Annotated in this window: 15 protein-coding genes and 4 pseudogenes; 11 read left to right on the top strand and 8 right to left on the bottom strand. The window is 70.8% G+C overall.

Annotation, left to right across the window (positions count from 1 at the left end; translation table 11 throughout):
• Positions 1–47: 47 nt before the first annotated feature.
• Positions 48–1106 (bottom strand): LacI family DNA-binding transcriptional regulator, encoded by a 1059-nt coding sequence (locus AB0I23_RS20630; protein ID WP_359111100.1) that lies wholly within the window; start codon positions 1104–1106, stop codon positions 48–50.
• Between the two features lie 130 nt (positions 1107–1236).
• Between AB0I23_RS20630 and AB0I23_RS20625 the strand changes: the two genes are divergently transcribed.
• The 7 genes from AB0I23_RS20625 to AB0I23_RS20595 all read left to right on the top strand — a co-directional run bounded on the left by AB0I23_RS20625 (position 1237) and on the right by AB0I23_RS20595 (position 9599).
• Positions 1237–2874 (top strand): ABC transporter substrate-binding protein, encoded by a 1638-nt coding sequence (locus tag AB0I23_RS20625; protein ID WP_359111098.1) that lies wholly within the window; start codon positions 1237–1239, stop codon positions 2872–2874.
• Positions 2871–3824 (top strand): ABC transporter permease, encoded by a 954-nt coding sequence (locus tag AB0I23_RS20620; RefSeq protein ID WP_359111097.1) that lies wholly within the window; start codon positions 2871–2873, stop codon positions 3822–3824. Before AB0I23_RS20625 ends, AB0I23_RS20620 begins: the two co-directional genes overlap by 4 nt.
• Positions 3821–4708, top strand: coding sequence for an ABC transporter permease (locus AB0I23_RS20615; protein ID WP_359111095.1), 888 nt, complete (start codon positions 3821–3823; stop codon positions 4706–4708). The genes AB0I23_RS20620 and AB0I23_RS20615 overlap by 4 nt, the downstream gene beginning before the upstream one ends.
• 5 nt (positions 4709–4713) lie before the next feature.
• Positions 4714–5721, top strand: coding sequence for an ABC transporter ATP-binding protein (locus tag AB0I23_RS20610; RefSeq protein WP_359111093.1), 1008 nt, complete (start codon positions 4714–4716; stop codon positions 5719–5721).
• Entirely contained in the window at positions 5718–6530 is an 813-nt protein-coding gene (locus tag AB0I23_RS20605; RefSeq protein WP_359111091.1) for an ABC transporter ATP-binding protein, read from the top strand. Before AB0I23_RS20610 ends, AB0I23_RS20605 begins: the two co-directional genes overlap by 4 nt.
• Before the next feature lie 881 nt (positions 6531–7411).
• Complete coding sequence (locus AB0I23_RS20600) at positions 7412–8455, top strand: helix-turn-helix domain-containing protein (RefSeq protein ID WP_436846968.1); 1044 nt, start codon at positions 7412–7414, stop codon at positions 8453–8455.
• A 154-nt stretch (positions 8456–8609) separates the two neighbouring features.
• Positions 8610–9599 carry an alpha/beta hydrolase gene (locus tag AB0I23_RS20595; RefSeq protein ID WP_359111090.1) on the top strand — a complete coding sequence of 330 codons (990 nt, stop codon included), beginning with the start codon at positions 8610–8612 and terminating at the stop codon, positions 9597–9599.
• A 564-nt stretch (positions 9600–10163) separates the two neighbouring features.
• Here AB0I23_RS20595 and AB0I23_RS20590 read toward each other — a convergent pair.
• The 5 genes and pseudogenes from AB0I23_RS20590 to AB0I23_RS20570 all read right to left on the bottom strand — a co-directional run.
• Complete coding sequence (locus tag AB0I23_RS20590; RefSeq protein ID WP_359111088.1) at positions 10164–12419, bottom strand: helix-turn-helix domain-containing protein; 2256 nt, start codon at positions 12417–12419, stop codon at positions 10164–10166.
• Between the two features lie 126 nt (positions 12420–12545).
• On the bottom strand, positions 12546–12683 hold the full coding sequence (locus AB0I23_RS20585) for a hypothetical protein (protein ID WP_359111086.1): 138 nt from the start codon (positions 12681–12683) through the stop codon (positions 12546–12548).
• A gap of 115 nt (positions 12684–12798) precedes the next feature.
• Positions 12799–13006, bottom strand: a pseudogene (locus tag AB0I23_RS20580) (IS701 family transposase); the annotation flags it as partial.
• A 162-nt stretch (positions 13007–13168) separates the two neighbouring features.
• Complete coding sequence (locus AB0I23_RS20575) at positions 13169–14371, bottom strand: MFS transporter (RefSeq protein ID WP_359111084.1); 1203 nt, start codon at positions 14369–14371, stop codon at positions 13169–13171.
• A gap of 188 nt (positions 14372–14559) precedes the next feature.
• Positions 14560–14691: pseudogene (locus AB0I23_RS20570) on the bottom strand (N-acetyltransferase); the annotation flags it as partial.
• A 29-nt stretch (positions 14692–14720) separates the two neighbouring features.
• Between AB0I23_RS20570 and AB0I23_RS20565 the strand changes: the two are divergent.
• A pseudogene (locus AB0I23_RS20565) lies at positions 14721–14845 on the top strand (IS256 family transposase); the annotation flags it as partial.
• A gap of 161 nt (positions 14846–15006) precedes the next feature.
• Here the strand turns inward: AB0I23_RS20565 and AB0I23_RS20560 are convergent.
• Complete coding sequence (locus AB0I23_RS20560) at positions 15007–17781, bottom strand: helix-turn-helix transcriptional regulator (RefSeq protein ID WP_359111083.1); 2775 nt, start codon at positions 17779–17781, stop codon at positions 15007–15009.
• 263 nt (positions 17782–18044) lie between these two features.
• Between AB0I23_RS20560 and AB0I23_RS20555 the strand changes: the two genes are divergently transcribed.
• The 3 genes and pseudogenes from AB0I23_RS20555 to AB0I23_RS20545 form a co-directional block, all read left to right on the top strand.
• Positions 18045–20879 (top strand): helix-turn-helix transcriptional regulator, encoded by a 2835-nt coding sequence (locus AB0I23_RS20555; protein ID WP_359111081.1) that lies wholly within the window; start codon positions 18045–18047, stop codon positions 20877–20879.
• Between the two features lie 118 nt (positions 20880–20997).
• Entirely contained in the window at positions 20998–21984 is a 987-nt protein-coding gene (locus AB0I23_RS20550; RefSeq protein WP_359111079.1) for an alpha/beta hydrolase, read from the top strand.
• Positions 21985–22072: 88 nt separating this feature from the next.
• Positions 22073–23029 (top strand): annotated as a pseudogene (locus tag AB0I23_RS20545) (helix-turn-helix domain-containing protein); the annotation flags it as partial.
• 20 nt (positions 23030–23049) lie between these two features.
• Here the strand turns inward: AB0I23_RS20545 and AB0I23_RS20540 are convergent.
• Positions 23050–24789, bottom strand: coding sequence for an MFS transporter (locus tag AB0I23_RS20540; RefSeq protein WP_359111078.1), 1740 nt, complete (start codon positions 24787–24789; stop codon positions 23050–23052).
• Positions 24790–24901: the final 112 nt, after the last annotated feature.

The raw sequence follows: 24901 nt of genomic DNA, 5'->3' as shown, positions 1-24901 counted from the left end.
CGATCAGAGGTCACCCGACAGGCTCTGAGCCTGCCGCGCGGGCCGGCTCAGTCCCCGGCCGTGCGCAGCGAGGACGCGCGCACCTCGAGCCGGGTCGGCACCAGTACACCGGCCGGCTCGGGGTGCACCTGTTCCAGTGCGGCGACAAGGAGTTCGATCCCTGCCTCCGCGACCTCTCGGGGCCCCAGGCTCAGCGTCGTCACCGGCGGCTGTGTGTGGATGGCCGTCGTGTCCTCGCTGACGCACACCAGAAGCAGGTCGTCGGGTACGTCGTAACCGTGGCGGCGCACCGCCTCCAGGACGAGGGGCGGGCTGGCCTCTGCCACGACGAACAACGCGTCGGGCCGGTCGGCCCCGGTCACGGCGTCCTCGACGGCTCGTACGACCGGTCCGTTGCCGGCCGCGGCGGCGAGGACGACCTGCTCCGGCAGCCCCTGCCCGGCGCACCACTCGCGGTAGGCGGCGAGGACGTCCGAGTGGAATCGCGTCGTACTGTCGGGCAGCACGAGCGCGGGCCGCCGGGCACCCTGCGCCTTGAGGTGGTCCAGTGTCTCGCGCACGGCCGCCGGGGCGTCGACGTCCACCCAGTGCGCTCCCGGCCGCCCCTCGACGGAGCGGTCGGTGAACACCGGGATCCGGGCGGCGAGCAGGTCCTCCACGATCCGGTCGTCGGCGACCGGATCGGCGACGATCACCGCGTCCAGCGGCAGGTCGGCCCACTCGCCGTGCAGCGAACCCGCGGGCAGCAGCACCAAGGCGTAGCCGTGCTTGAGCGCGGCCGCCGCGGTGGAGCTCGTCAGCTGGGCGAAGTACGGCGACTCCAGGAACGTCCAGGGGGCGCCGGCGAACTCGCCCACCACGTATCCGATCAACCGGGCTCGCCCCGCGCGCAGTTGGCGCGCGGTGGCGTTGGGCCGGTAGCCCATCCTCCGCGCGGTCTCCCTGGCCTTCTCCCGTACGGCAGGGGAGAGCCGTCCTGTGCCGTTGAGCGCCGCTGAGACGGTGGTCTTGGACAGTCCCGTCTCGCGGGCCACGTCGACGAGCCGGACGCGCGGCGGGGTGGTCGGCGAGGAAGGCCCGCCACGCCCGGAAGCAGCTTTTGTCATGGGGCTGATGCTGCCACCCCCGCGACCTCAGCAGAACCGTTCCCGCAAAGGCTTGTGCGGGAACGTTCCCGCAACAATACTCGCTCCATCCCCAGCGCCCGTCACTACACCCGTAAAGGGGTGGGTCTCCATGCGCATGCCCAGAGCCATCGCGCTGCTCGTCTGTTCCGTCGCCGTCGCGGCCACCTCCACCGCCTGCTCCGGCGCCACGGGCCCCCGGTCCGCCGGCAACGGCCCCGCCTACCGGGTCACCCCGACCTCACCGTCGGCGAAGGGTCCGCTGAACTCGTTCACGTGGTCCCTCTACGCCGAGCCCTACACGCTCGACTACGCCCTCGCGTACGACTACCCGCCCAACACCGTGCTCGCCAACGTGTGCGAGCAACTCCTGCGGGTCACCCCCGACATGAAGATCCAGCCCGGCCTCGCGGTCAAGTACACCCAGCCGGATCCCAAAACCCTGGTGTACACCCTGCGTCCGGGAGTGAAGTTCCACGACGGAACGACGATGACCGCGGACGACGTGGTGGCCTCCCTCGAGCGCCACATGGACCCGGCCACCGGCTCGCCCTGGGCGTCGGCGTTCAAGAACGTCGACGCCATCAAGAAGACCGGCCCCCTGGAGGTCACGATCCGGCTCGGCAAGCCCGATGTCCTCCTCAACGAACTGATGGCCGCCTCCCCCGGCACCGTCGAGAGCGCCGCCTTCCTGGCCAGGGCCGGCAAGGACTACGGCGGCCCCAAGGGCAAGGTCAACTGCACCGGCCCGTACGCCCTCGCCGACTGGGCCCAGGGCGACACCATCACCCTGAAGAAGCACGCCGCGTACTGGGACCGGTCTCTGGCCCCGAAGACCGACAAGGTGACGTTCACCTTCATCGAGGACCCGGCCGCCCGCTCCAACGCCTTCCTCTCGGGTACGGCCGACGGCGGGTACATGGTGCCCTCCTCCTCGCTCGCTCAACTGCGCTCCAGCAGCAGGGGAACCGTGCTGTTCGGTCCCAACACCGCCACGGCCGACCTCGCCGTCCTCGACTTCAAGGGCGCCCTCGGGGACCTCAAGGTCCGCAAGGCACTGTCCATGGCGCTCGACCGCAAGAACATCATCAAGGCGGCCGCCGGCGGCATCGGTATCCCCGCCAAGGCCCCCGCCGCGCGCGGCGCCTGGGCGCTGGCCCCGGAGAAGGCCGACGGCTACTTCGACGCCCTCCCCGAGCCGACGTACGACCTGAAGGCCGCGAAGAAGCTCGTCGTCGAGGCGGGCGCCAAGGGCCGGAAGGTCACCATGGCCACCAGTTCGCTCGCGCCCGAGATCAGTGTCGTCGCCAACGCCGTCCAGGCGGCCGGCCGGCAGATCGGCCTCGACGTCGAACTGAAGGCGGTCGCCCCGGAGGCGTACAGCAGCATCTTCGTCGACCCCGGCGCCCGTAAGGGCCTCGACCTGGTCATCACCAACGGATACGACAACACCCCCGACCCCCTGGAGTTCTACCAGTACCTGCGCACCGGCGACTTCGGGAACTACGGCAAGTGGTCGAACGCCGAGTACGACGCCGCGTTCGACCGCGCGAACGCGGAAACCGATCCTGCTGCCCGCGCGGACCTGACCGCTGAGCTCCAAAGGATCGCGGTGCGCGAACTCCCGATGATCCCGCTGTACGAGGCGCCGTACTCGGTCTTCCTCGGCAACCGTGTGACCGGCGCCCCCACCGGCATCGCGCAGCTGTACTACCCGTGGGCCGCGACGATCGGGGCCGCGAAGCCATGACCCGCTATCTCGCCGGGCGCCTCCTCGGCCTCGTGACCGTGCTGTTCGTGACCTCCTTCGTGGTCTTCGGTTCGGTCCGTCTGGCCCCCGGCGACCCGGTGTCCTTCCTGCTGCACGGCCGCCCGGCGACGCCGGAGGCGATGGCGGCGCTGCGAGCCCAGTACCACCTGGACGACCCGCTGCCCGTGCAGTACGCGAAATGGCTCGGCGACGTGCTGCACGGTGACTTCGGCCGGTCCGCCCAGTTCCACCAGGACGTCGGGAGCCTCATCGGTTCCCGGCTGCCGGGCACCGCCCTCCTGGTGGGGTACGCGGCCCTGCTGGTCGGCGTCCTCGGTGTGACGGCCGGTCTCCTTGCCGCGCTGCGCCCCGGACCGGTGGACCGCGCGGTGCTCCTCGGCACGGGGGTGGCCACCGCGACGCCCTCCTTCGTGAGCGCCATGGCGCTCGTCTCGCTGTTCTCCGTCCAACTGGGCTGGTTCCCGGGACCGGGCGGCACCCCGGAGGGTTTCGCGGACCGGCTGTACCACCTCACGCTGCCTGCCTTCGCTCTTGCGCTGACGTTCGCGGGGCTGCTCGCCCGGGTGACCCGGTCGGCGATGCTCGACGAACTCGGACGCGACCACGTCGAGGTGGCGCGCGCCCGTGGCGTGGCGCAGCGGGCCGTGGTCCGCCGCCACGTGCTGCGCAACGCGCTGGGCCCCGTCGTCACCGTCGGCGGAACCATGCTCGCCGGTCTGCTCATCAGTACCTCGATCGTCGAGACCGCCTTCGACGTGTCCGGCATCGGCTCCCTGCTCGTGCAGTCGGTGACGGCCAAGGACTTCGCCGTCGTGCAGGCGATCACCCTGCTCAGTGTGGCGGCCTTCGTCGTGGTGAACCTCGCCGTCGACCTGCTCGCCCCGGTCATCGACCCGCGGCTGTCCCTCCGGGGGGAAGGCTCCTCATGACCACCACAGCAACTCCCGCGGCCGGAACACCCGATACGCTGCGCCGCCGCCCCGGCCTGCGCGCCCTCCGGGTCCTCGGCCAGGGCCCCATGTTCACCGCAGCCGTCGTGGTCCTGACCGCGCTCGTCCTGGTCGCCGTCCTCGCACCCGTCCTCGCACCGCACGACCCCGAATCGCTCGACCTGTCGGCGAGTCTGGTCGGGACCAGCGGAGACCACTTCCTGGGCACCGACCAATCGGGGCGCGACGTCCTGTCCCGGCTGATCCATGGCGCGCGGACCGGTCTCTTCGGACCGCTGCTCGTCGTCGGTGTCTCCACACTTCTCGGCACCCTGCTCGGCGTGGTCGCCGCCTGGCGGGGCGGCTGGGCGGACACCGTCCTGTCCCGGTCGATGGACCTGGTCTTCGCGCTCCCCGGACTGCTGCTCGCGATTCTCCTCGTGGCCGTGGTCGGCTCCGGCATGACCGCTCCGGTCATCGCCATGGCCGTGGCCTACACCCCGTACGTGGGACGGCTGGTGCGAAGCATCGCGCGCCAGGAGAAGGCCCGTCCGTACATCGAGTCGTACCGGGTGCAGGGCTGGTCCGGCTGGACGATCTGCCTGCGGCACCTGCTGCCCAACATCGCGCCCACGGTCCTCGCCCAGTCCGCGATGAACTTCGGGTACGCGCTGATGGACCTGGCGGCGCTCTCCTTCCTCGGCTTCGGTGTGCAGCCGCCCACCGCCGACTGGGGCGCCATGATCAACGAAGGCCAGTCGGCCCTCCAGCAGGGGGCGATGCTGCCCGCCCTCGCGCCGTCCGCGTGCATCGTGCTCGCCGTGGTGGCGTTCGGCATCGTCGGCGAGGGGCTCGCCGACCGGATCGCGAAGCGGGAACGGTGAGCGCCATGACCCAGGACAGCTCTCAGGTGCGAAGCACCGGGGACAGCTTCCCCGTACTCGACATCGACGGGCTCGGCGTACGGCTTCCGGACGGGCAGGCAGCCCGGCCGATCCTGGACGGCGTCAGCCTCCGGGTCCTGCCGGGCGAGACGGTCGGCCTGGTCGGCGAGTCCGGCTCCGGCAAGTCGGTTGCCTGCCGCAGCGTGCTGGGGCTGCTGCCCGCCGGAGCGCGGACGAGCGGGGCGGTGCGGGTCGCCGGCCGGGACGTGCTGACCATGAACCGCACGGACCTTTCCGCACTGCGGGCCCGGCAGGTGGCGATGGTCTTCCAGGACCCGCGCGCCGCTGTCAATCCGCTGCGCCGGGTCGGCGACTTCGTCACCGAGGGGCTGCGCGCGTCCGGCACGCCCGCCGCCGCGGCCACCACCCGGGCCGAGGCTCTCCTCGACGCCGTGGGCATCCGCGATCCGCGGGGCGCGCTGCGCCGCTATCCGCACCAGTTCTCCGGCGGGATGCTCCAGCGGGTGGTCATCGCCGCGGCCCTCGCGAGCGAGCCCGCCCTGCTGGTCGCCGACGAACCGACCACGGCCCTGGACGTCACGACGCAGGCGGAGATCATCGCGATCCTCACGCGCCTGAGGGCCGAACAGGGCACCGGACTCCTCTTCGTCACCCACGATCTCGAACTGGCCTCGGCCATCTGCGACCGCGTGTACGTCATGTACGCGGGCCGGATCGTCGAGACCCGGGGCACCGACGAGCTCTTCGACCGGCCCCGCCATCCGTACACGTCGGGACTGCTCGCCTGCACCCCGCGCATCGAACCGGGCGCACCGACCCCCCGGCCCATCCCCGGCCGTCCCGTCTCCCTCGCCGAGGCTCCACCGGGGTGCGCCTTCGCGGCGCGCTGCGCTCACGCGCAGCCGCGCTGCTCCGAAGAGACCCCCGTACTGGCGCGGTACGGCGACGGTCTCACCGCGTGCCACCGCGCCGACGAAGGGATCACGCTGTGACCGGAACGACGAAGGGGCTCGTGGTCGACGGGCTGCGCAAACGGTACGGGGACCACACCGCGGTCGACGACGTGTCGTTCACCCTGGCACCGGGGTCCTCCCTGGCCGTCGTCGGCGAGTCCGGCAGCGGCAAGACGACGACCGTACGCATGCTGGTCGGGCTGGAGCGGCCGGACGGCGGCTCCGTCCGCCTCGACGGCCGGGACCGGTCGGCCCGCCCCCGGAACCGATCCGAACGGCTGTCGCGCGCCCGTGAGATCCAGATGGTCTTCCAGGATCCGTACCTCTCCCTCGACCCGCGGGTGACGGTGGCCGGCTGTGTCGAGGAGGTCCTGCGCCTCCACACCCGACTGAACGCGGACGCCCGGCGCTCCCGGGTCGCCGAACTGCTGAGCCAGGTCGGTCTCGGCGAACGCGAGGCCTCGGCCATGCCCCGACGGCTCTCCGGCGGGCAGCGCCAGCGCGTCGCCATCGCCCGGGCCCTGGCGGTCGAACCCCGCGTCCTCATCCTCGACGAGGCGGTCGCAGCGCTCGACGTGTCCATCCAGGCCCAGATCCTCGATCTGCTCGCCACGATCCGGCGGGAATCGGGGATCGGCTACCTCTTCGTCACCCACGACCTCGCCGTGGTCCGCCACATCGCCGAGGAAGTCATCGTGCTCAAGTCGGGGCGGCTGGTGGAGGCCGGCCCGGCGGACCGGGTCCTGGACGCCCCGGAACATCCCTACACGCGCCTGCTCCTCGACTCCGTGCCCCGACGCGGCTGGAACCCGGCCCTCGCGGCACCGAGCCGCCGTTCCCTCGGCTGACGGACACCGCGGGGAACGCCGCCTCGCGGGACCGCGCGGCGGCGTTCCCTGCCTTTCGCCGGAGTGCGTGCCCCGCGCCGACCACCGGTCGTGGGACGACCGGGCTTCACGCCGACGGGGTCCGACACGGCCTCCGACCTGTGTATCTGCACGTCGGAACGACAGGATCGGGCCGTGCCTCATACCCCTGCTCTCGCCGACCCTGACGCCGAGACCCCGTGGCCGGCCACCGCCTACATTCCGGGCCCGACCCTCAACCAGCACCTGACTGCCTACGCTCCGCTCACCGGCGGCACCCTGTATGCCTTCGCCACCGGCACCGCCCAGGCACCAGCTCTGTCTCCGGCGGTTCGGCACCAGGCGGCGTCCGGACGCCGCCGGTCCCGTCGTGCGGCATGTCTCCGTCGCTGAGCCTATCGGCGCGTACCTTCGCTTCGCGCAGCAACGCCACCGCCTTTGGAATCTCCTGACCGCCTCCGATGGTGAGGAACGGACGCGCCGCACTCCTGCGCACCGGTCGGGGCAGGTTCGGCGGCCTGACGCCACATCAACGAAGTAGGCCGGTGTGACGGCCGCGTCTTTCCTCACGGCACCCTGTGCTGTTCCGGTACTGCACAGCACCGGACGTGCCCGTCCGCTCCCGCGATTTCTGCCTATGTTTCTGCCTGGAGACAGAAGCGGTCCGCTGCTTGGCTGTTCGGTGCGGGCGGGAACCCGGGCCTCGCCGAAGCGGTCCGGTTGCGCTCCAGCGAGGTCGCTGCCCGTACGACGAGCCGTCCGGCCCTGCCGGGCACCGGCCGCCGCCTTCCGGGGAGGTGTAGCCGTCCGTCCTGTTCCCGTCCGTTGCAGCCCCGAAGTCACTTCCCCCGAGGGAGAGCACCTTGAGCTTGGTGTTGACGACCGCCTCCGTGCCGGACCGCGACAAGGTCGCGTACTGGAACGATGCGGTGAGCAGGACGCTGGTGCCGATGACGGTCGCCCCGCGGGGCGACGGCCCGTTCGACGGCCGGATCGCCACCAACCGCCTCGGGTATCTCCAGGTCTCCACCGTGGAGGCCGACGCGGAGCGGGTCAGCCGCACCCCGGCACTGATCGCCCGATCGTCCGAGGCGCTGGTGGCGGTCGGTGTCCAGATATCTGGCACGGCCACCTTCATCCAGGACGGCCGACGGGCCGAGGTGGGCGAGGGAGACCTGGTGGTGTACGACACGACCCGGCCGTACTCCTTCGACTATCCGCAGCGGTTCGCCACGCACGTCTTCCAACTGCCCCGCCGCACGCTGGGCGTGCCGGGCAGCGATATCCGGCAGGTCACGGGCAACGCCATCGGCACCGGGGACGGCTTCGGCGCGATGCTGCTCCCGTTCCTGGCCAACCTGGCCTCCGCGGCCGACAGCTACCCGCCGGCCGTCGCGAACCGGCTGGCCGGCAATGTCGTCGACCTGTTCGCCACCCTGATCGCCGAGCGGGCCCACCCGGGTCGCACGGACGCGGACGCACGCAGCCACCTGCTGCTGCGCGTCCGCGACCACATCAACCGGAACCTCGGCGACCCGGACCTGTCGCCGGAGAGCATCGCCCGGACGCACCGGATCTCCGTCCGGTACCTGCACCGGCTGTTCGAAGGCGAGGGGACCACCGTCGGCCGGCTCATCCGGCAACGGCGCCTGGAGGAGTGCGGCCGCGAACTGGCCCGCCGCGGCAAGACAGCTCCCACCGTGTCGGCCGTGGCCCAGCGGTGGGGCTTCGTCAACCCCGCACACTTCAGCCGGGCCTTCCGCACCACCTACGGCGTCTCCCCCCGTGAATGGCGCAACTTGCGCACCGCCCAGGACGACGTCGGACGGTCTCCGGCGGGCACGCCGGCGCCGTCGTCCACGGTGGCAGATCGACCGGGGGCTGACCTCCCACGTTCCAGGGGGTAGGGTGCCCGCTCGGAGTCGTGCGGCCGCCCTGTGCCCGCGGCGTCAGTGCCCCGGCCCGGCGGCCGCAGCATCGCTTGCTGCCTCTCGATCAGGCACCCCGTGCACCGAACAACCCTTTCCCTTCAAGTTCCCTTGATCCTCGGCAGGAGACCGTGTGACCGACTACGCCTCTTCGCCCCTTCGGCACCCGGTCCTGGACGATTCCACCCGAGCATTCGTGGACAGGTACACCTGCCCACCGTGGGCGCGCGACCCGGACCTGGAACAGCTCCGGCTGGGCCTGGCCCGTCTTCAGGGCGAGGACGACCCCCTCGACGCGGAGGCCACCTCCACCGAGTGGTTCGTACTGCCGGGCGGGCCGACCGGTCACGTACGGGTGAGAGTGGTCAGGCCCGGCGACAGCGTCGGCAAGATCCCCGTCGTGCTGTTCCTGCACGGGCTGGGCTGGGTCCTGGGTGATGCCGGCACCTATGAGCGCCTGGTGCGCGCGTTCGCGCTCGGTACGGACGCGGCCGTGGTCTTCGTCGAGTACGAGCGCGCACCCGAGGCGCGGTATCCGGTCGCCGTCGAGCAGTGCTACGCGGTCGCGAAGTGGATCTGCGAGCAAGGCGGCGAAATCGGTCTGGACGGGAGCCGGATGGCCGCCGTGGGCGACTCGGCCGGCGGCAACCTGGTGGCGGCGCTGACCCTGCTCGCAAAGGAGCGCGGCGGGGTGCGGTTGCTGCAGCAGGTGCTGCTCTGCCCGGTCACCGACGCCGACTTCGACACCCCCTCGTACCAGCAGTTCGCCAAGGGATACTTCCTCGGCCGCGAGTCGATGCGCTGGTTCTGGGACCAGTACCTGCCCGACGCACGGCAGCGCAGCGAGGTCACCGCATCACCGCTGCAGGCAACCCTGGAGCAGCTCGCCGGACTCCCCCCGGCACTGGTGGTCACCAGCGAGGCCGACGTGGTACGCGACGAGGGTGAGGCCTACGCGGCGAAACTCCGGGCGGCCGGCGTCGCGGTGGTCTCCATGCGGTACCACGGGACGATCCACGGCTTCATGGTGCTCGATCCGCTGCGCGACACGGACGCTGCCCGCGCAGCCCTCATCCAGGCCCTCGACACTGTGCATGTCGCCCTGCACCGGCACCGCGGCTGATTCCTTCCGCTCCGGGACAGGTACACGGAGGTGAACACAGAGCACATCCCTCATGCGCGAGCAGGCAGGCGCCTGCGCCCGTACCGGGTCGGCTTGGGGTGCGGCTGCGGGACGGAGAACGGACCGGTACGAGCCGCAGCACACGCCCGAGAGCGAGGAAGACGACGGGGGAACACGGATACGCGACGGTACTGATCCTTCTGTCGGTGACAGCCATCGCGCTGATGTTCCGTCAGCGGCGGCACCCCAAGCCGTAGCCGGAGCGCACCCGGCCGACATCGGGGCAGATCTGACCGCCCCGGCACCGCTTCAACGCTGCGGCCGGTCCGCTCTGCGCAGGAAAGCACCGCTTGCCGGACGGCCGCCCGCGTCGGCGGACGGTCGCGCAAGGCCGTGAGTGAACGAAGTCATGGACCAGGCCGGGAAACAGGCCGCGACGCAGCGCAGCTGATCGATACTGCTTCCCCTCGTCCCACGTCACGTCGGCCTCCGTTGTGATCACCAGGGCCGGCGGCAGCCCCGTGGGATGCCGAACCCAGGGCATGTCACGGCGGCGGGCGTCACTCACTCGGCGGGGAGCGAGTCCAGGAGTTCCTGTGCGGTCTTCATGTCTTTGCTGTCGGCCGCGTCGCCGAAAGCGAGGGCCTGACGGAGGCAGGAGCGGGCTTCCTCGGTTTCTCCCAGTTCGATCAGGGCCTCTCCCAGATGCAGTAGCGTGCTGCCCTCTATGTGGGGAATGCCGATGCGGTTGGACTGGACCACAGCATTGCGATAGTGGTCGGCGGCCTCGCGCCACCGCCGCAGGACGGCGTAGCCGCGACCGAGTGCGCGGGTCGTGTTGGCACGGTAGATGTCGGCGAGGTGCCCGCTCACCGGACAGTCGGGCGCATCCAGGAAGGCGATGATGCGCTTGTGCTGGATCAGGGCTTCCTCGGCACGGCCGAGCAGGCGCAGGGAGGATCCGTAGGTGAACATGGCGCCCAGCCAGCCCTCGCGGTCGTCGGCCTCTTCGAATAGGTCTATGGAGGCGAGCGACTTGTCGGCGGCCTCCTGGACCTCGCCGAGCTCCACTTGGGCCCATGCCGCTTGAGCCAGTGCCGAGGCTTGCTGGGAAGCGTCCTGGGCGCGGCGGGCGCAGTCCAGCGCTTCGTCGGCCCGTTCGATGGCCTCCCGGTACCGGGACTCGCAGGAGAGGGCCCAGGAGTACATGTTGAGGTGGAAGGCCTGCATGTACGGGTCGTCAAGTGCGGTAGCGGCCTCGCTGGCCAAGCGGAAGGCTTCGGGCCAGTGTCCCCAGTGGACCCACAGGTCGCAGAACCATTCCATGGCATAGGCGGTCTCCACGACTCGGGTGTGCTCACCCCTGTGGGCGGCGCTGCGCAGCGCGGCGAGCCAGGCGGGGGCTTCGCTCTGGAGCCAGGCCCGGGCCTGTTCGGCACTCTCCAGGGGGACCAGGCCCTGCCAGGAGGACGGCGGCGCCCCGTACCTGGGCTTGTACCAGCGGCCAGCGATCACAGCCGTCTCCAGCAGCCAGGTGCGCAGCCGGTCGTCGGCTGCTTCCTGCTCGCCGGGTTCCTCCTCGCGGGACAGCCGGGCGCGGGCGAAAAGCCGTAGCAGGTCGTGCAGTTGGTAGCGGCCGGTGAAGGTGGCTTGGAGCAGCCCGACCTCGACCAGCTCCTCCATCACGTCCTCGGCCTCGAAGACCCCGGTCGAGGTCAACGCGGCGCCGTAGGCGGCGGTCATGTCCGGCCCCGGGACCAGGCTCAGCATCCGCAGCATCCGCGCGGCCTGGCCGGTCAGCTGCCGGTAGGACAGCTCGAATGCCGCCTCGACCCGCACATCACCCGCGGCCAGGGCGCCCAGTCTGCGTTCTTCGTCGGCCAGGCGGCGGACCAGGTGGTCAACGCCCCACCCTGACCGGACCGTCAGCCAGTTCCCCGCCACCCGCAAGGCCAACGGCAGACGCCCGCACAGCTCCGCCACTTGCGTCACGGCCTCGGCTTCCGCGTCCGCCCGCTCCTCGCCAAGGATCCGGCGCAGCAGCTCGACCGCCTCCGACTGCGCCATCTCCGACAGTGCCAGGCGTTCGACATCCTCCAGCCCGGTCAACGGCCGCCGGCTGGTGACCAGCACCAGACTCCGCCCGCCCGCAGGCAGCAACGGACGGACCTGCCCCTCGTCGCGGGCGTTGTCCAACACCACCAGGCACCGACGCTCACCCAACAGCGCCCTCAGCAGCCCCGCACGACCCTGCGCATTCTCCTGCGCCAGCCGGCGGTCCGACACCCCAAGGGCCTTCAGCAGCTTCAGCAGCGCCTCGCCCGGGTCCACGGGGCCTTCCACCCCGTGCAGGTCCACCACGAAGCACCCGTCAGGGAAGTCTTCCGCCAGATCCGCTGCCACCTTCAGCGCCAGCGTCGTCTTCCCGCACCCCGGAGGACCCGAGACGACCGACACCGACACCCCCTCGCCGGCACGGGCCCGTTCCGCCGCCTCCCGTAGTAGCGCCAACTCCGGGCCGCGCCCGGTGAAGTCCCCCACCGATCGCGGCGGCGCAACCGTCCCCGCCACCGCCACCGCGCGTGTCGGACGCGCCGCCCGCGCCGCGGCCAGCAGCGCCTCCCGCTCCGCGTCCGCAAGCCCCAGCCCTTCCGCCAGCGCCACCACCGTACGCCGCTGCGGAACCCGACTACGCCCCCGCTCCATATCGCCGATCGCCCGGACACTCACACCCGACGCCTCAGCCAACTCCTCCATCGTCAAACGGCACTGCTGCCGCAGACAACGCAGAGCAAACCCGAACGGCTTCTCCCCGGCCACAAAACCTCCCTGTCCTCCCCCGGCGGAAGAATACGGCGTGCTTCTCCGGGCCCGGCCTCAGGTGGCGGCAACAGCCGCCCCGGAATGCCTGACCGACCCCGCCCCCCACTGAGCCGCCGACGTTGCTCAACCGGCCGCGGCCCGCCCGTCGCCCTGCAGGGCGACGACGACGGCCAGCAGCACCAGCAGGACCCCGGTGGCCAGGGCCGGCGCCGGGGAGAGGGCGGGCAGGAAGTCCAGGAGGTCGCGGCTCTCCGTGGACACGCCATGTGTGAGCTGCCTCGCCGCAGGTCGGGCCCACCCCTCGTCGAGTGCTTCGTCATCGACGGGTCTCCGGTCACGCTTCTCGTGACCAGATGTGGCATGACGGAAATCGGGAACGGCTCTTGGACAACAGGTGCTGCAGCCCGTCGGGGGTGGCGTGGCCCGGCGTACTCGGCGAGCTACCAGCTGTTCTTGCGGCCTACCGGGCCGAGCAGTCCGCGCACGTAGTCCCGCATCCGGCGCCGAGCCTCCACCCGGGCGAAGCGGGCTCCGGTCCGCAGGAAGAGTTCTTCAAGCGCAAAGTCCCATGAATTCCTCGGAATGCCGCTGATCACGACTACGGACTGCTCGGGACGCTGAACGGGACGAGGTGACCTGTCGGAACGAACGTCGCGTGCGCCGACTGTCGCACCCACCGCGCACAGCCGGCGTGACCGCCGCGGGACACACTGCGGTTCGTGTGCGCCTGCGGCAGGCAGCGCATGTCATGCCGCCTGTCGATCGGTAAGTTTCGAATCCGCCTGCGGTTGGCGCTCAACGGCCCAGTAGGCAAGAGCGGCCAGTGGGAGAACTCCACCCAAGCCGGTCAGGCCGGCCCAGCCGGCAGCGTGGTAGACGATCGCCCCGAGCTGGGAGCCGATCGCACCGCCGACGAAGAACATGGCGATGAAGGCGCTGTTGAGGCGGGCGCGGGCGGTCGGGTCGAGCTGGTAGACGGTGTGCTGCCCCAGGATGAGTGTCGTCTGCACAGCCATGTCGATCAGGATCGCAGCCAGGGCGATCAGGACGATACTGCGCCCGCCCAGACCCGCGACAGCAAAAGCCAGCGCGGTCACAAGGAACGCAGCCCCGGTCATGGGACGTACGAGCCCTCGGTCGGCCCAGTGCCCGGCGAACGGAGCGATGGCCGCTCCGGCCGCGCCCACGAGGGCGAAGACGCCGACTCCGACCGGTGAGTAGTGGAAGCGGGGACCGGTCAGAACAAACGAGACAGTGGTCCAGAACGCGCTGAACGCGCCGAACATCGCCGCCTGGTACAGCCCTCGCCGCAGCAGCGCGGGATGCGTGCGCACCAGCTGGACGGTGGAGCGCAGCACGTGGTGGTACGGGATGGATGTGGTGGGTGCGTGCTGTGGCAGGGCCGCACGCAGGGCCACCGTGAGCACGGCCATCAGAGCGGCGGAGCCGAGAAAGACGACGCGCCAGCCTGCGATGTCGGAGACCAGGCTGCTCAGGGTTCGGGAGAGCAGAATGCCGGTGAGCAGACCGCTCATGACCCGGCCGACGATGCGGCCCCTGGCATGGTCCGGGGCCAGGTTCGCCGCGAAGGGCACGAGTATCTGAGCCACGACGGAGGTGGCACCGCTGATCAGCGACGCGATCAGCAGCATGGGGAAGCTCGTGGCGAGGCCGGCTGCCACGAGGGCGAGGGTCGTGATCATCAGGAGGACGGTGACCAGATTGCGCTTCTCCAGCCGGTCGCCGAGCGGAACCAGGAAGATCATGCCGAAGACGTAGCCGACCTGGGTGAGCGTGATCAGTATTCCGGACATAGCCGTGCTGATGTGGAAGACACCGCTCAGCGAGGACAGCAGAGGCTGGGCGTAGTAGAGATTGGCGACCGTCATCCCGGATGCGACGGCCAGGAGCGCGACCAGCCAGCCTGGCACGCCTTGCGAGGCCCCCATGGACCGGGGCGAAGTGCGGAGGTTAGACCTTGTGGACATGTGCACCTTCTTTCGTCACGCAGGCACAACCACGCGAACGCCGCTTTCCCTTCCTCACCAGGAGCGATGATCGGGGATATCAGTCATCTCGTGCAGAGATGACCAGCAGCGTCGCCCGGTACCTGTTGGGCATGCAATAGCGGAAACGATCAACGTGACAGCACGGCTGCCAGCCACTGCCGGATCTCGGAGGTCACGGGGTCGGTGATGTCGTCGAACTCGTCATGCTTTCTGAGGAACTTCGCGACGTAGGGGCAGACGGGCACGATGCGCTGCCCCGTCTCTCCCTGGCCCGACCGAGCCATCGGCTGTACGCAACGGCTTCCACCAACCACGGAGGGTGACCAGGGCGGCCGGGAAGTCGAGGTGATGGCCCCGCGGTTGAACGACAAGCGCGTCGACGAGGCGACCGGTGAGCGCAAGCGGTTCTCCTCGTGGCAGGCCGACCACGCGGCATGGGCCGCGACCTGTCCACCACCGGTTCCGTCTACGTCCGGGCCACCGGCAGGCCGCGCACCCGGCCGTCGGAGACGGCGCACTCGACGCCGAGGAGACGGCCGTGGCACCGGCCCGGCAGGGGCACTCACAACGCTGAGTCAGTCCGGCCGCGGAACGTGGCCGAGGGCATCGCGCAGTTGGACGCGGCCCGTGACGCCGAGCTTGGGGAAGATCTTGTGCAGGTGGAAGCCGATGGTGCGGGGAGACAGGTAGAGCCGGGCACCGATGTCCCGGTTGGTCAGGCCCTCTGCGGCGAGTTGGGCGATCTGCAGTTCTTGCGGCGTCAGGTCGGCCACGGCTTCGGGCGCTGCCGAAGGCGCCACGGCCACGCCCGCCGCGCGGAGTTCGGCAGCGGTGCGCTCGATCCAGGGGTGTGCGTCCAGCCGTTCGAAGATCTCAAGGGCGGTGCCGAGCAGGGGGCGGGCCTCGGCGCTTCGCCGGCGGCGCCGCAGCCACTCGCCGAAGTCCAGGTGCGCGAGGGCGTGCTCGAAAGGCCATCGAGCACCGGCCGGGGCGGCCGCCGTCCGGAAATGGGGCTCCGCGTCGTCAGGATCGCTCAGCAGGGCCGAGGCACGGTGCACGATCGCCTCCAGGCGAGCGGAGCGGGACTCGCCAAGGGTCCCCTCGGCGGCGCGGAGCACGGTGCGCGCGTCATCCGCCCGTCCGGCTCGGACGGCGGCGGCGGCAAGATCGGCGAGGCAGTAGGGCGAGGCGTGGTAGTGCACGGGTGCAGGTGGGAAGTCCCGGGTGAAGGCCTGCCGGAACTGCTCGTACGCCGCCGTGTGGTCACCCTCCGCGAGGGCTGCCATGCCGAGCGCGTGACGGTGACGCACGTACAGGCTCCGGGACTTGCGCAGGTCGCGTCCGCGGACGGCCTCGTCCGCCTGCGCCCGTGCTCCCGCGTGGTCCCCGCGGGCGGCGCGCAGCGTGGCCTGGAGGAGCGGTGATCCCACGGTGACATTGTCCGCGCCTGCCTCTGTCGCCATCCAGAAGGCGTCTTCGGCGGCGGACTGCGACGCGGTCCAGTCCCCGCTCTCGAACAGCGCGAGGGCGAGGGCTTGCGCGACGGTGCAGTTGGTACCGGCTGTCGCAGTCCGTCGCAGCTGGTCCATGGCCTGGCCGAGCAGACGCACGGCCTCGTCGGTTTCGTCCAGTATCCAGGCAGAGGCGCCGAACGGGACGAGGGCGGTCAGAGAGGCGTCCGGCATGGCGTCCACTGCCTGGGGCAGGCTCTTCAGAACCCGCTCGCGGTCCGTGAACGGGCGGCTGACCGCATGGGGCCACATGCGGTCGGTCTCGTCCGGCTGCGGCGCTATGAGCTCGCTGATCCGGTGGATTTCGTTCCGGTAGCGGGCGTCGCCGGAGTTGTACGCCGGGGTCGCTGCCGTTCCCAGAGCGCTCAGCCCGAGGGCGGGGGCCTGTATGGCCATGGACTCGGCCACGGGAAGCAGGAAGGCCAGGGAGTCGTCGTGCCGCAGGGTGACCGCCAGTGACCACCCGGCGCGGAGGGACGCCTCGGCGAGGAGCTGCGGATCGTCCGTCAGGGCATCGACCTGGGCCGCGATCTCACCGACCCACTGCGGGTGCCCTGCGAACATGGCCGACTTGGCTGCGGCGAGCAGGCGGTGGGCCCGCAGTTCCGCCTCCGGGGTGAGTTCGGCGGCGCGTTCCAGTGCGGCAGCCGCTGCCGCGTGCCCGCCGCGGTACCGGGAGCGTTCCGCGCTCTCCGCCAGAGCGCCGGCGACCTGTTCGTCCGGGCCGATTGCGGCTGCGGCAAGATGCCAGGCGCGGCGTTCGGGTTCATGTGCGAGGGCGGCGGCGAGCGCCAGATGGGCCTCGCGGCGTTCGGCGAAGGAGGCGGCCTGGTAGACGGCGGAGCGGACCAGCGGGTGGCGCAGACGGACTTGCCCGCCCTCGACGCGCACGAGCCCGGCCTGTTCGGCAGGTCGCCAGATCTGGAGCCCGTCCATGTCCGGGGCGGCGTGGAGGACGTCCGAGAGTTGCGTGGTGCCGGCGGCCGCCGCCAGGAGCAGGACCCGTTGTGTCGCGTGCGGCAGGGTGGGCAGATCGGCGGCGAAGATCTGCTCCAGCCGGGCGGTGAGGGGCAGCGAGCCGCTCGAGCCGGTGTCGCGGCTGCCTGGATCCCTGGCGAACGCTCGCGTGAGCTCGATGAGAGCCAGCGGGTTCCCAGCGGCCTGCTCGAGAATCTGGGACCGGACCCGGCCCCGCGGCGGATGCGGCTGTGCGTCCAGCAGGAGTCCGGCCGCGGCTCGGCTGAGGGGGCCGGCCGTCAGATGCGGGAAGTCGCGGTCGAAGCGCACCGGCACCGCTTCGTCACGGGCGACAAGCAACATGGCGGCGGGTTCGTCTTCGAGGCGCCGGGCGACGAACGCGAGCGCGTCCAGCGAGCCGACGTCCAGCCACTGGGCGTCGTCGACGATGATCAGCAACGGTTGTTCCGTCGCCGTGTCCGAGAGCAGCGTCAACACGCCGAGCCTGATCAGCAGCGGGTCCGGCACCTGCGATCCGTCTGCCTGATCCATGCCGAACACGCAGCGCAAGGCGTCGCGCTGCCGTGAGGGGAGCCGCTCGACACCGGTGAGTACCGGACGCAGCAGTTGGTGCACTCCCGCGAAACCAAGGTCCTTCTCGCCTTCGCAGCCTCGTACCCGGAGCACACGTCGCCCGTGAGCCACGGCCTGCGAAGCGGCCCAGTCCACCAGGGTGCTCTTGCCTGCCCCCGGCTCGCCGGTCAGCACGAGCACCTTCGGGCCACTCCCGTCCGCGGCGTCGACCAGCTGACTGATCCGGGACTTTTCATGATCCCTGCCCAGGATCTCCAGCTCGGGTGCCGGCTCGGTGCCGAAGTCCATGCTCTCCACTTTCCTCCAACCGTCCGCCTGGCGGAGCGGGCGCACAGGCGACGAACGTGCTCATCGCTCTGACTGCATCCTGCCAGGCCCACCGCATGGACCGGCCAGGAGTTCGTTCCCTCGGCAGGCGCACGTAACTGGTCACATGACAGAAGCGTGGCTTCCCGCATCCCTGGCAGCATCCGAATCGGCATGCCGACAGCGACCTTGTCCGTGGTTCCGGCTGATCGGAATGCGGCGGAGGTTCGAGGTGAGGAGGCGCGGTGGCCGCCGATGAGGGAGACGGCCCTGACCGCTCAGGGCTGAGTGGCACACTGCCGATCGGCCGAGAGACGGAGGTCGACCGGATTCTGCGCTCCATCGACGGGCCCTGTGACCCGCCCCACGCTCTGCTCCTGTTGGGGGAGGCCGGCACCGGCAAGACCCAGTTGCTTCGGCTTGCCGAGGAGAAGGCCGGAGGACGCCGAACCCGGGTCTTGTCGGCACAGGGCTGGGGCTCGGAGGAACCGCTGTCATTCGCCTCCCTGCACCAGCTCCTCCTCCCGGTACTCGGCGAACTCGATGCACTGCCGGAGCACCAGCGGCTGGTGCTCCGCACCGCATTCGAGCCGGCTCCGGACGCCCGGCCGCCGGAGGGAAACGTACTGCGCGCCGCGGTCCTGACACTGCTGAGTCACCTGGCGCGGGCAAGACCGGTCCTGCTGACCGTGGACGACATCCAGGACTGCGACCGTGACTCCATGGAGCTCCTCTACTTCGTGACACGACGCTTGACCGACCAGGCTGTGACCGTGCTGTTCACCGCACGCGGAGAGGCTCCCCCGGCTGGGGCCCCTGCGGATCTCGCCGTCTTGTGTCTCGGGCCGCTGTCACGGCGGGCGGCGGCCCGGCTTCTGGATGCGCAGCCCGGCGCGCCCACCGGAAGGGCCAGACTGGACCTGCTCCGGCAAGCGGAGGGCCATCCGCTGTCGGTCATCGAGCTCAGCCGGGCCGCGCGCGGCGGCACCGGGCCGTCACTGGCGGGCGGGGAACCGCAGCAGACCTCGCGCATCCAGCAGATGTTCGCTGCGCGGCTGGGCGCGCTGCCGGAAGGCACACAGCGCGCACTGCTCTACGCGGCGGCGGCCTCGCACCATGAGGAACTCACGACTGTCATGGCCGCTTTGGGCACGCAGGACCTGAAGGTGTGGGTCCCAGCGGAGGAAGCCGGCCTGGTCACGATCGCGGACGACCGTCTCGCCTTCCGCGACCCCCTGATCCGCACAGCGGCCTTCCACCGTCAGTACGCGAAGCAGCGTCAGCAGGCGCATCGCGATCTTGCCGCCGTGCGCGGGCAGAACCCGTCACACCGAGCCTGGCATCTGGCCGCCGCGGCCATCGGTCCCGACGAGTCCGTGGCCGCGGCCCTGGATGGCGTCGCCACCACCGCTGTGCAGGAGGGAGAGAGCTTCACCGCGGCAAGGGCGCTGGAGCAGGCCGCGCGCCTCAGTCCCCTCGACCACGACCGGGCCCGCCGTCTCGCCGGAGCTCTGACCGCCGCGAGCGATTTCGGAGACCCGGCATGGGTGCGCGACCTGTACGCGCTACTCACCGGAGTGACCCGCGACCCGGACCTGATGTGGGGCGCAGCCTGCGCCCTGAGTGGAGCACTGTCGCTGCTCTCGTTCCAGCAGGAGGCCTTCGACCTCCTGCTCAGCGTGTCGCAGCACACACCCCCAGGCAGCGCCACCACTGCCTTCGCCCTGGCGGCACTCGCCACGGGGATCGCCTTCCAGTCCGGGCTCCCGGAGCACCGGCAGCAGCTGCCACGACTGCGCGACCAGACGGTACGGGCCGCACGAACCGAGAAGGACCGGTGCGGACAGGAGGACCGGTTCTTTCCCGAGCTCGCCGGTCCTGACGTCCTCGCGGCCCTGGAGGCACTCGTGTCGACCGGAATCGATCCGGCGGCCCACGCCGACAGCGCGTTGCGAAGGTTGACGATCCCGCGTCTCAGCACCCGCGGTGGTCGGGGCCGGCTGATCCGGCTGATGGCGACCGCCTCGGTCGCCTACTACGCCGACGTGCCGGACGTGTGCGCGGAGCAGTTCCGGCAGGCAGACGAGCTGCTTCGCCGGCAAGAAGCCCTGGGCACGCGCGCGTGGACCCTCGCGGCCCAGGTGGACACACTCCTGAGTATCGGGCGCTGGGCGGAGGCCGGGACACTCATCGAGGAGGGCCTCACTCACGCCGTCGTCCACCGGTGGACTCGCGTCGGGATGGACCTCGAAGCGCTCCGGGCGACCCTGCGCGCACTTCTCGGCGAGAGCGTGACGGGCGTGCAGTTCATCGGCTCGAACTGGCGCTCCGTCAGCCTGGACGAGAACCGGGCCACACATGCCCGGATGCTGCGGGCATGCGGTCTGACCGCGATGGCCCTCGGGGACGGGGACAGTGCCTTCCGGCACTTGCGGGCTCTCTTCCGGGACGACGGCTCGCCTCTTGATCCGTTTCTTTCACCCCGCTGCATCAGCGAGCTGGCCGCCGCCGCCCAGCGGGTCGGCCGGCAGCAGGAGGCGGCGCGCATCCTCAGGGAAGTGCGAGAACGCCAGGGCCCCCGGCCGACGACACGGATGACACTGCTCATGCACCATGCGGCGGCCCTCGTCGATGACGATGCCGACCCCGAGCACCACTTCCGGCTGGCCCTGGTCAACCCGGAGGCGGACAAGTGGCCCCTGGAACGGGCCCAGGCTCGTTTGCACTATGCGATCTGGCTGCGCAGGCGCAGAAGGCCCCTGGAAGCGCGCGCACAGCTGACCGCGGTTCTGGAAGTCGCTACCCGGCTGGGCGCCCGGCACCTTGCCGCCTCGGCCCGCAGCGAGCTGCGCGCGAGCGGAGTCGCCCACACTCCCGCGTCGGCGGACCGGTTGGCCGAGTTGACCGCCCAGCAACAGCAGATCGCGCGGCTGGCGGCGAACGGCCTGTCGAATCGGGAGATCGGCGAACGGCTGTTCCTCTCGCCGCGTACCGTGGGCTCGCACCTCTACAACGTCTATCCCAAGCTCGGCATCAGCAGCCGCCACCAACTCCGCGACATTCTGCTGCACGACGGGTGACGTGCGCGAAGCAGTGGTCGCGGCGCCAAGGGTCGACGGGGAGGTGCACCAGCGTGCATCCTCCTTGGCCGCTGAGCGACGAAACAGAGCCCGGAGGGCTGAGCGAAAGGTGTACCGGATGGAGTGGGATTCCGGGGAGGACAGGGGCGGGAAGGTCCCGTCCTCCGTGGTTCTCGATCCGCTGGTGCAACGGCTCGTCGACGCGTCCTCGGCCCCGCCGTTTCTGCACGAGCTGGGACCGGTCGACGGTCGGCAGGCACTGAGGGAGTCCCAGGTCCACCGGGTCGAGGACTTCGAAGTGGACGCCACCTTCCAGGTGGCGCCCGTGGGACCGTCCGGGCTGGTGGGCTTCTGGGTCCTCAGACCGGCCCGCGTAAGAGGACCGCTCCCCACCATGCTCTACGTCCACGGGGGCCGGTGGATGCTCGGAGACGCGCAGACCCACGCACGGCTCATCACCGAGCTCGCGCTCAGCGCGGGCGTGGCCGCTGTCGTCCCCGAGTACAGCCGCACTCCCGAGGCCCGCTATCCCGTGGCCATCGAGGAGTGCTATGCCCTGATGACCTGGGTGGTCCAGCAGGCCGGCGAACTCGATCTCGACGCGGACCGATTGGTGGCCGCCGGGGACTGTGCCGGCGCCACCATGGCCACGGCGCTCACCATGTTGGCGAAGTCGCGCGGCGGCCCGAGGATTCGTGCCCAGCTGCTGTACTACCCGATCACCGACGCACAGTGCGACAGCCCCTCCCAGCGGCAGTTCGCCCATGGGTATCTGCTGACCCGGGAGGCCTTGCGTCGGTACTGGCAGCAGTACACCGACGATCCCCGGCAGCAGGATGAACCGACCGTGTCTCCGTTGCGCGCGAGCCTCGCGGAGCTTGCGGGGCTGCCGCCGGCGCTGGTGATCACGGCGGAGGCGGACGTGACGCGGGACGAGGGGGAACAGTACGCGGATCGGCTTCGTCGTGCCGGCGTGGAGGTGACCGCGGCCCGTTTCCTGGGCACGGTCCACGACTTCGTGTCACTGACGGCATTGCGCGACAGCCTGCCGACGCGGGCGGCCGTACGGCAGGGCGCTGCTTTCCTGCGCAGGCTGCTGAACTGAGAGGTTCGGTCGGGCCCGTCACCCAAAGAGCGCAGACCAGTCGGCCGACTGATGCCTCTGCCCGCTGCACAAAGGCACGCTGGCAGGCATGTCAGCGATCTTTGGTTCCTTCACGGAGAACGGCGGCCCCGGCCTCGGCTCCACGGCGAGGCAACGCGGTGAGGTGCTGTCCACGAGTTCTGCGCCGCTGTCACACGCAGCGCAAAGGACGGCGCCGCGGAGACCCGCGCCCGGTGGGGAAACCGGCCGCCGGAGTACCGCACCGCACGGGCATCGTCGAAAAGTGACCGGCACGGACGGTCTCGGTTCTCTGCGGGCCTCCGTCCTGCGTTCCGGCGAGGAAGGCGCCCCCGTCCTGCCCTGGCTGTCGGACGCCGACGATGAAGAAGTCCTGTACGTCGCCCTGCATGGCCACGGTTCGGTCGCGGTCCGCCACGACGGAAGCGAGGTCTTCCTGGAACCGGGCGACATCGTCTTCTGCGATGCGGGACTGCGCGACTCCCCGCGCTTCGGCGACCAGTTCCGGATGACGTTCTTCCGTGTGCCGCGACGCCGCCTGGAGGTCGCCGAGTCCGACCTGCGCCGGGTCATGGGGGTGCCCCTGCGCTGCGGAGAGGGTGTGGGGGCACTGGTGTCGAACTTCCTGTCCGCGCTCGCCTCCGAGACGGCGTTCCACCAGTCGCACATCGGCGACCGGCTCGCCCGCAACGCCGTGGATCTCCTCGCCGCACTCGTCACGGGGTTCGTCGAGGGGGAGCAGTCCGACGCCTCCGGCGTCGGTGCGCAGACGCTTTCACGCATCCGGACCTTCATCGAGCTGCATCTGACCGATCCGGATCTGTCGCCGGAGTCGATCGCACTCGCCCACCACATCTCCGTCCGCTATCTGCACAAGCTCTTCCAGAGCGAGGGCACGACAGTGAGTCAGTTGATACGACTGCGCCGGCTCGAGGCCTGCCGATACGAACTCGGCCGGGCACCGGCTCGCAGGCTCGCCGTGGCCGCCGTAGCGCACCGTTGGGGTTTCGCCAGCGCGTCACACTTCAGCCGGGTCTTCCGGGCCGCCTACGGCATGTCGCCCAGCGAGTGGCAGGCTTCGGCGTCGGCTGACTCGGAGATGCCCGTTCCTGGCCGTTGCCCCGGTGGGCATCGACGCCCCGGGGCCGTCATCGCGTCGCCCGTCTCGGGCACCACGGCTCCCGCGGCGGCGTCGAAGGCATGGGTCACCTCCGGTGCGGTGCCCTCGACGAGCAGTCGGCGGGCCCTCTCCTCGTGACGGCGGTCGGTGGCCGTGAGCCGGCTGTGGTGCTGGGCGAGATGCTCCGACCAGGACGCGACCAGGTAGTTCTCGACGAACCGGCCCGGATCGCTGCCGTCCTGGTAGAGGCCCCAGGTGAGGGCCCCCGTGCGTCGGCGTGAACGGGCCACATGGTCCATGCAGTCGATGAAGGCGGCCCTGTTCGCGGCCGCGATCCGGTACACGACGGAGACCAGTACGGGGCCGTCGGCCGGTCCGGGCTCGAACACCAGGGGCGGAACGGGCCAGTGGTCGGACGGGGACGGGTCGATGCCGTCCGTGCCGTGCAGCGGCCAGCGGCGCACACTCACCGCGCCGAGCAGCAGCAGACCACTGCCGGCCAAAAGGGCGACGGTGAGCCCCAGTCCGTCGGCCAGCGCACCCCATACCGGTGCCGCCAGCGCCTGCCCGCCCTGGAAGACCAGGAGATAGACGGCGAGTCCCCGGGCCCTGACCCAGCCGGGCAACCGTGCCTGGACGGCCGCGTTGAGGGTGGACAGCACGCCGATCCAGGCCAGACCGGCGGGCAGCAGCACGACCGCGGCGAGCCATGGGACCCGGACCGTGGCCAGTACCGCCAGGACTCCGGCGAAGACGAGGGCCCCAGCGGCCAGAGTGCCGTTGACGCCCAGAGCGCGACGGATCGCGGGCAGTGCGAAGGCCCCGCCCACGGCACCGGCTCCGACCGCACCGAGCAGCACCCCGTACCCGCCCGAGCCCAGGTCGAGGGAGCGGCTCGCGACCAGTGGAAGCAGCGACCACAGCGCGCCGCCGCCGGGGATGAACAGCACCGTGCGTAGCAGGACTCGGCGGACGCCGGGCGCGTTCCACACGTAGCGGCGGCCGGCTTGCAGAGCTGTCAGGAGCTTCTCGCCCTGCGCAGTCGGCGGTTCCGCCCCGGGCCGTCTCCACCATGCGAGAACGGCCGCGGTGCCGAGGTAGGAGGCGGCGTTGAAGGCGAAGACCCAGCCCGCGCCCGCTGCCGCGACCACCGCTCCCCCGAGTGCCGGGCCGAGGGCGCGAGCGAGGTTCATGTTCACGGCGCCGAGCGCGGCCGCCTGTCCCAACTGGCTGCGTTCCACGAGTTCCGGCTGGATGGCCTGCCAGGCCGGGCCCATCAGGGCGGTGCCGCAGCCCAGCAGGAAGGTGAGACCGAGCAGCAGAGCCGGAGTGAGCGTGTCCGCGAACGCCAGCACCGACAACGTGGTGGAGGCGGCGAGCATGGCGAACTGAGCGGTCAGCAGCACCGTGCGACGGTCGAAACGGTCGGCCAGCACGCCAGAAGGCAGAGCCAGCAGCACGACGGGGAGACTGGACGCGGTCTGCACGAGCGTCACCAGAGCGGCGTCGTGGCCGATCAGCAGCCACTGGGCGCCCACGGTCTGCATCCAGCTGCCGATGTTGGAAACCAGTTGTGCGATCCACAGCGCCCGGAAGACGCGCGCCGCGAGCGGGGCCCAGGCTGAACCGGCCTCCGGGAAGTCTTTCGTCGACAGTGCGGTGTTCACGTCGATCCCTACCGGTATGGGGCACGGACACCTTGCTTCCGGGGGTGCCCCGGATGCCGTGCGGGTGCGGCCGAGGGTGGCGACGGTCGCGGGTGCCCGTCGACTGGGAATG

This window comes from Streptomyces atratus, assembly GCF_040655115.1.
Classification (GTDB): domain Bacteria; phylum Actinomycetota; class Actinomycetes; order Streptomycetales; family Streptomycetaceae; genus Streptomyces; species Streptomyces atratus_D.
The sequence above is the reverse complement of the archived record's forward strand: the minus strand, read 5'-3'. Positions and strand labels throughout refer to the sequence as shown.

What these genes read in the sequence shown, in the direction of transcription:
- AB0I23_RS20630 (WP_359111100.1), bottom strand. Translation starts at nt 1,106, where the DNA reads ATGACAAAAGCTGCTTCCGGGCGTGGCGGGCCTTCCTCGCCGACCACC.
- AB0I23_RS20625 (WP_359111098.1), top strand. Translation starts at nt 1,237, where the DNA reads ATGCGCATGCCCAGAGCCATCGCGCTGCTCGTCTGTTCCGTCGCCGTC.
- AB0I23_RS20620 (WP_359111097.1), top strand. Translation starts at nt 2,871, where the DNA reads ATGACCCGCTATCTCGCCGGGCGCCTCCTCGGCCTCGTGACCGTGCTG.
- AB0I23_RS20615 (WP_359111095.1), top strand. Translation starts at nt 3,821, where the DNA reads ATGACCACCACAGCAACTCCCGCGGCCGGAACACCCGATACGCTGCGC.
- AB0I23_RS20610 (WP_359111093.1), top strand. Translation starts at nt 4,714, where the DNA reads ATGACCCAGGACAGCTCTCAGGTGCGAAGCACCGGGGACAGCTTCCCC.
- AB0I23_RS20575 (WP_359111084.1), bottom strand. Translation starts at nt 14,371, where the DNA reads ATGGGGGCCTCGCAAGGCGTGCCAGGCTGGCTGGTCGCGCTCCTGGCC.
- AB0I23_RS20560 (WP_359111083.1), bottom strand. Translation starts at nt 17,781, where the DNA reads ATGGACTTCGGCACCGAGCCGGCACCCGAGCTGGAGATCCTGGGCAGG.
- AB0I23_RS20550 (WP_359111079.1), top strand. Translation starts at nt 20,998, where the DNA reads ATGGAGTGGGATTCCGGGGAGGACAGGGGCGGGAAGGTCCCGTCCTCC.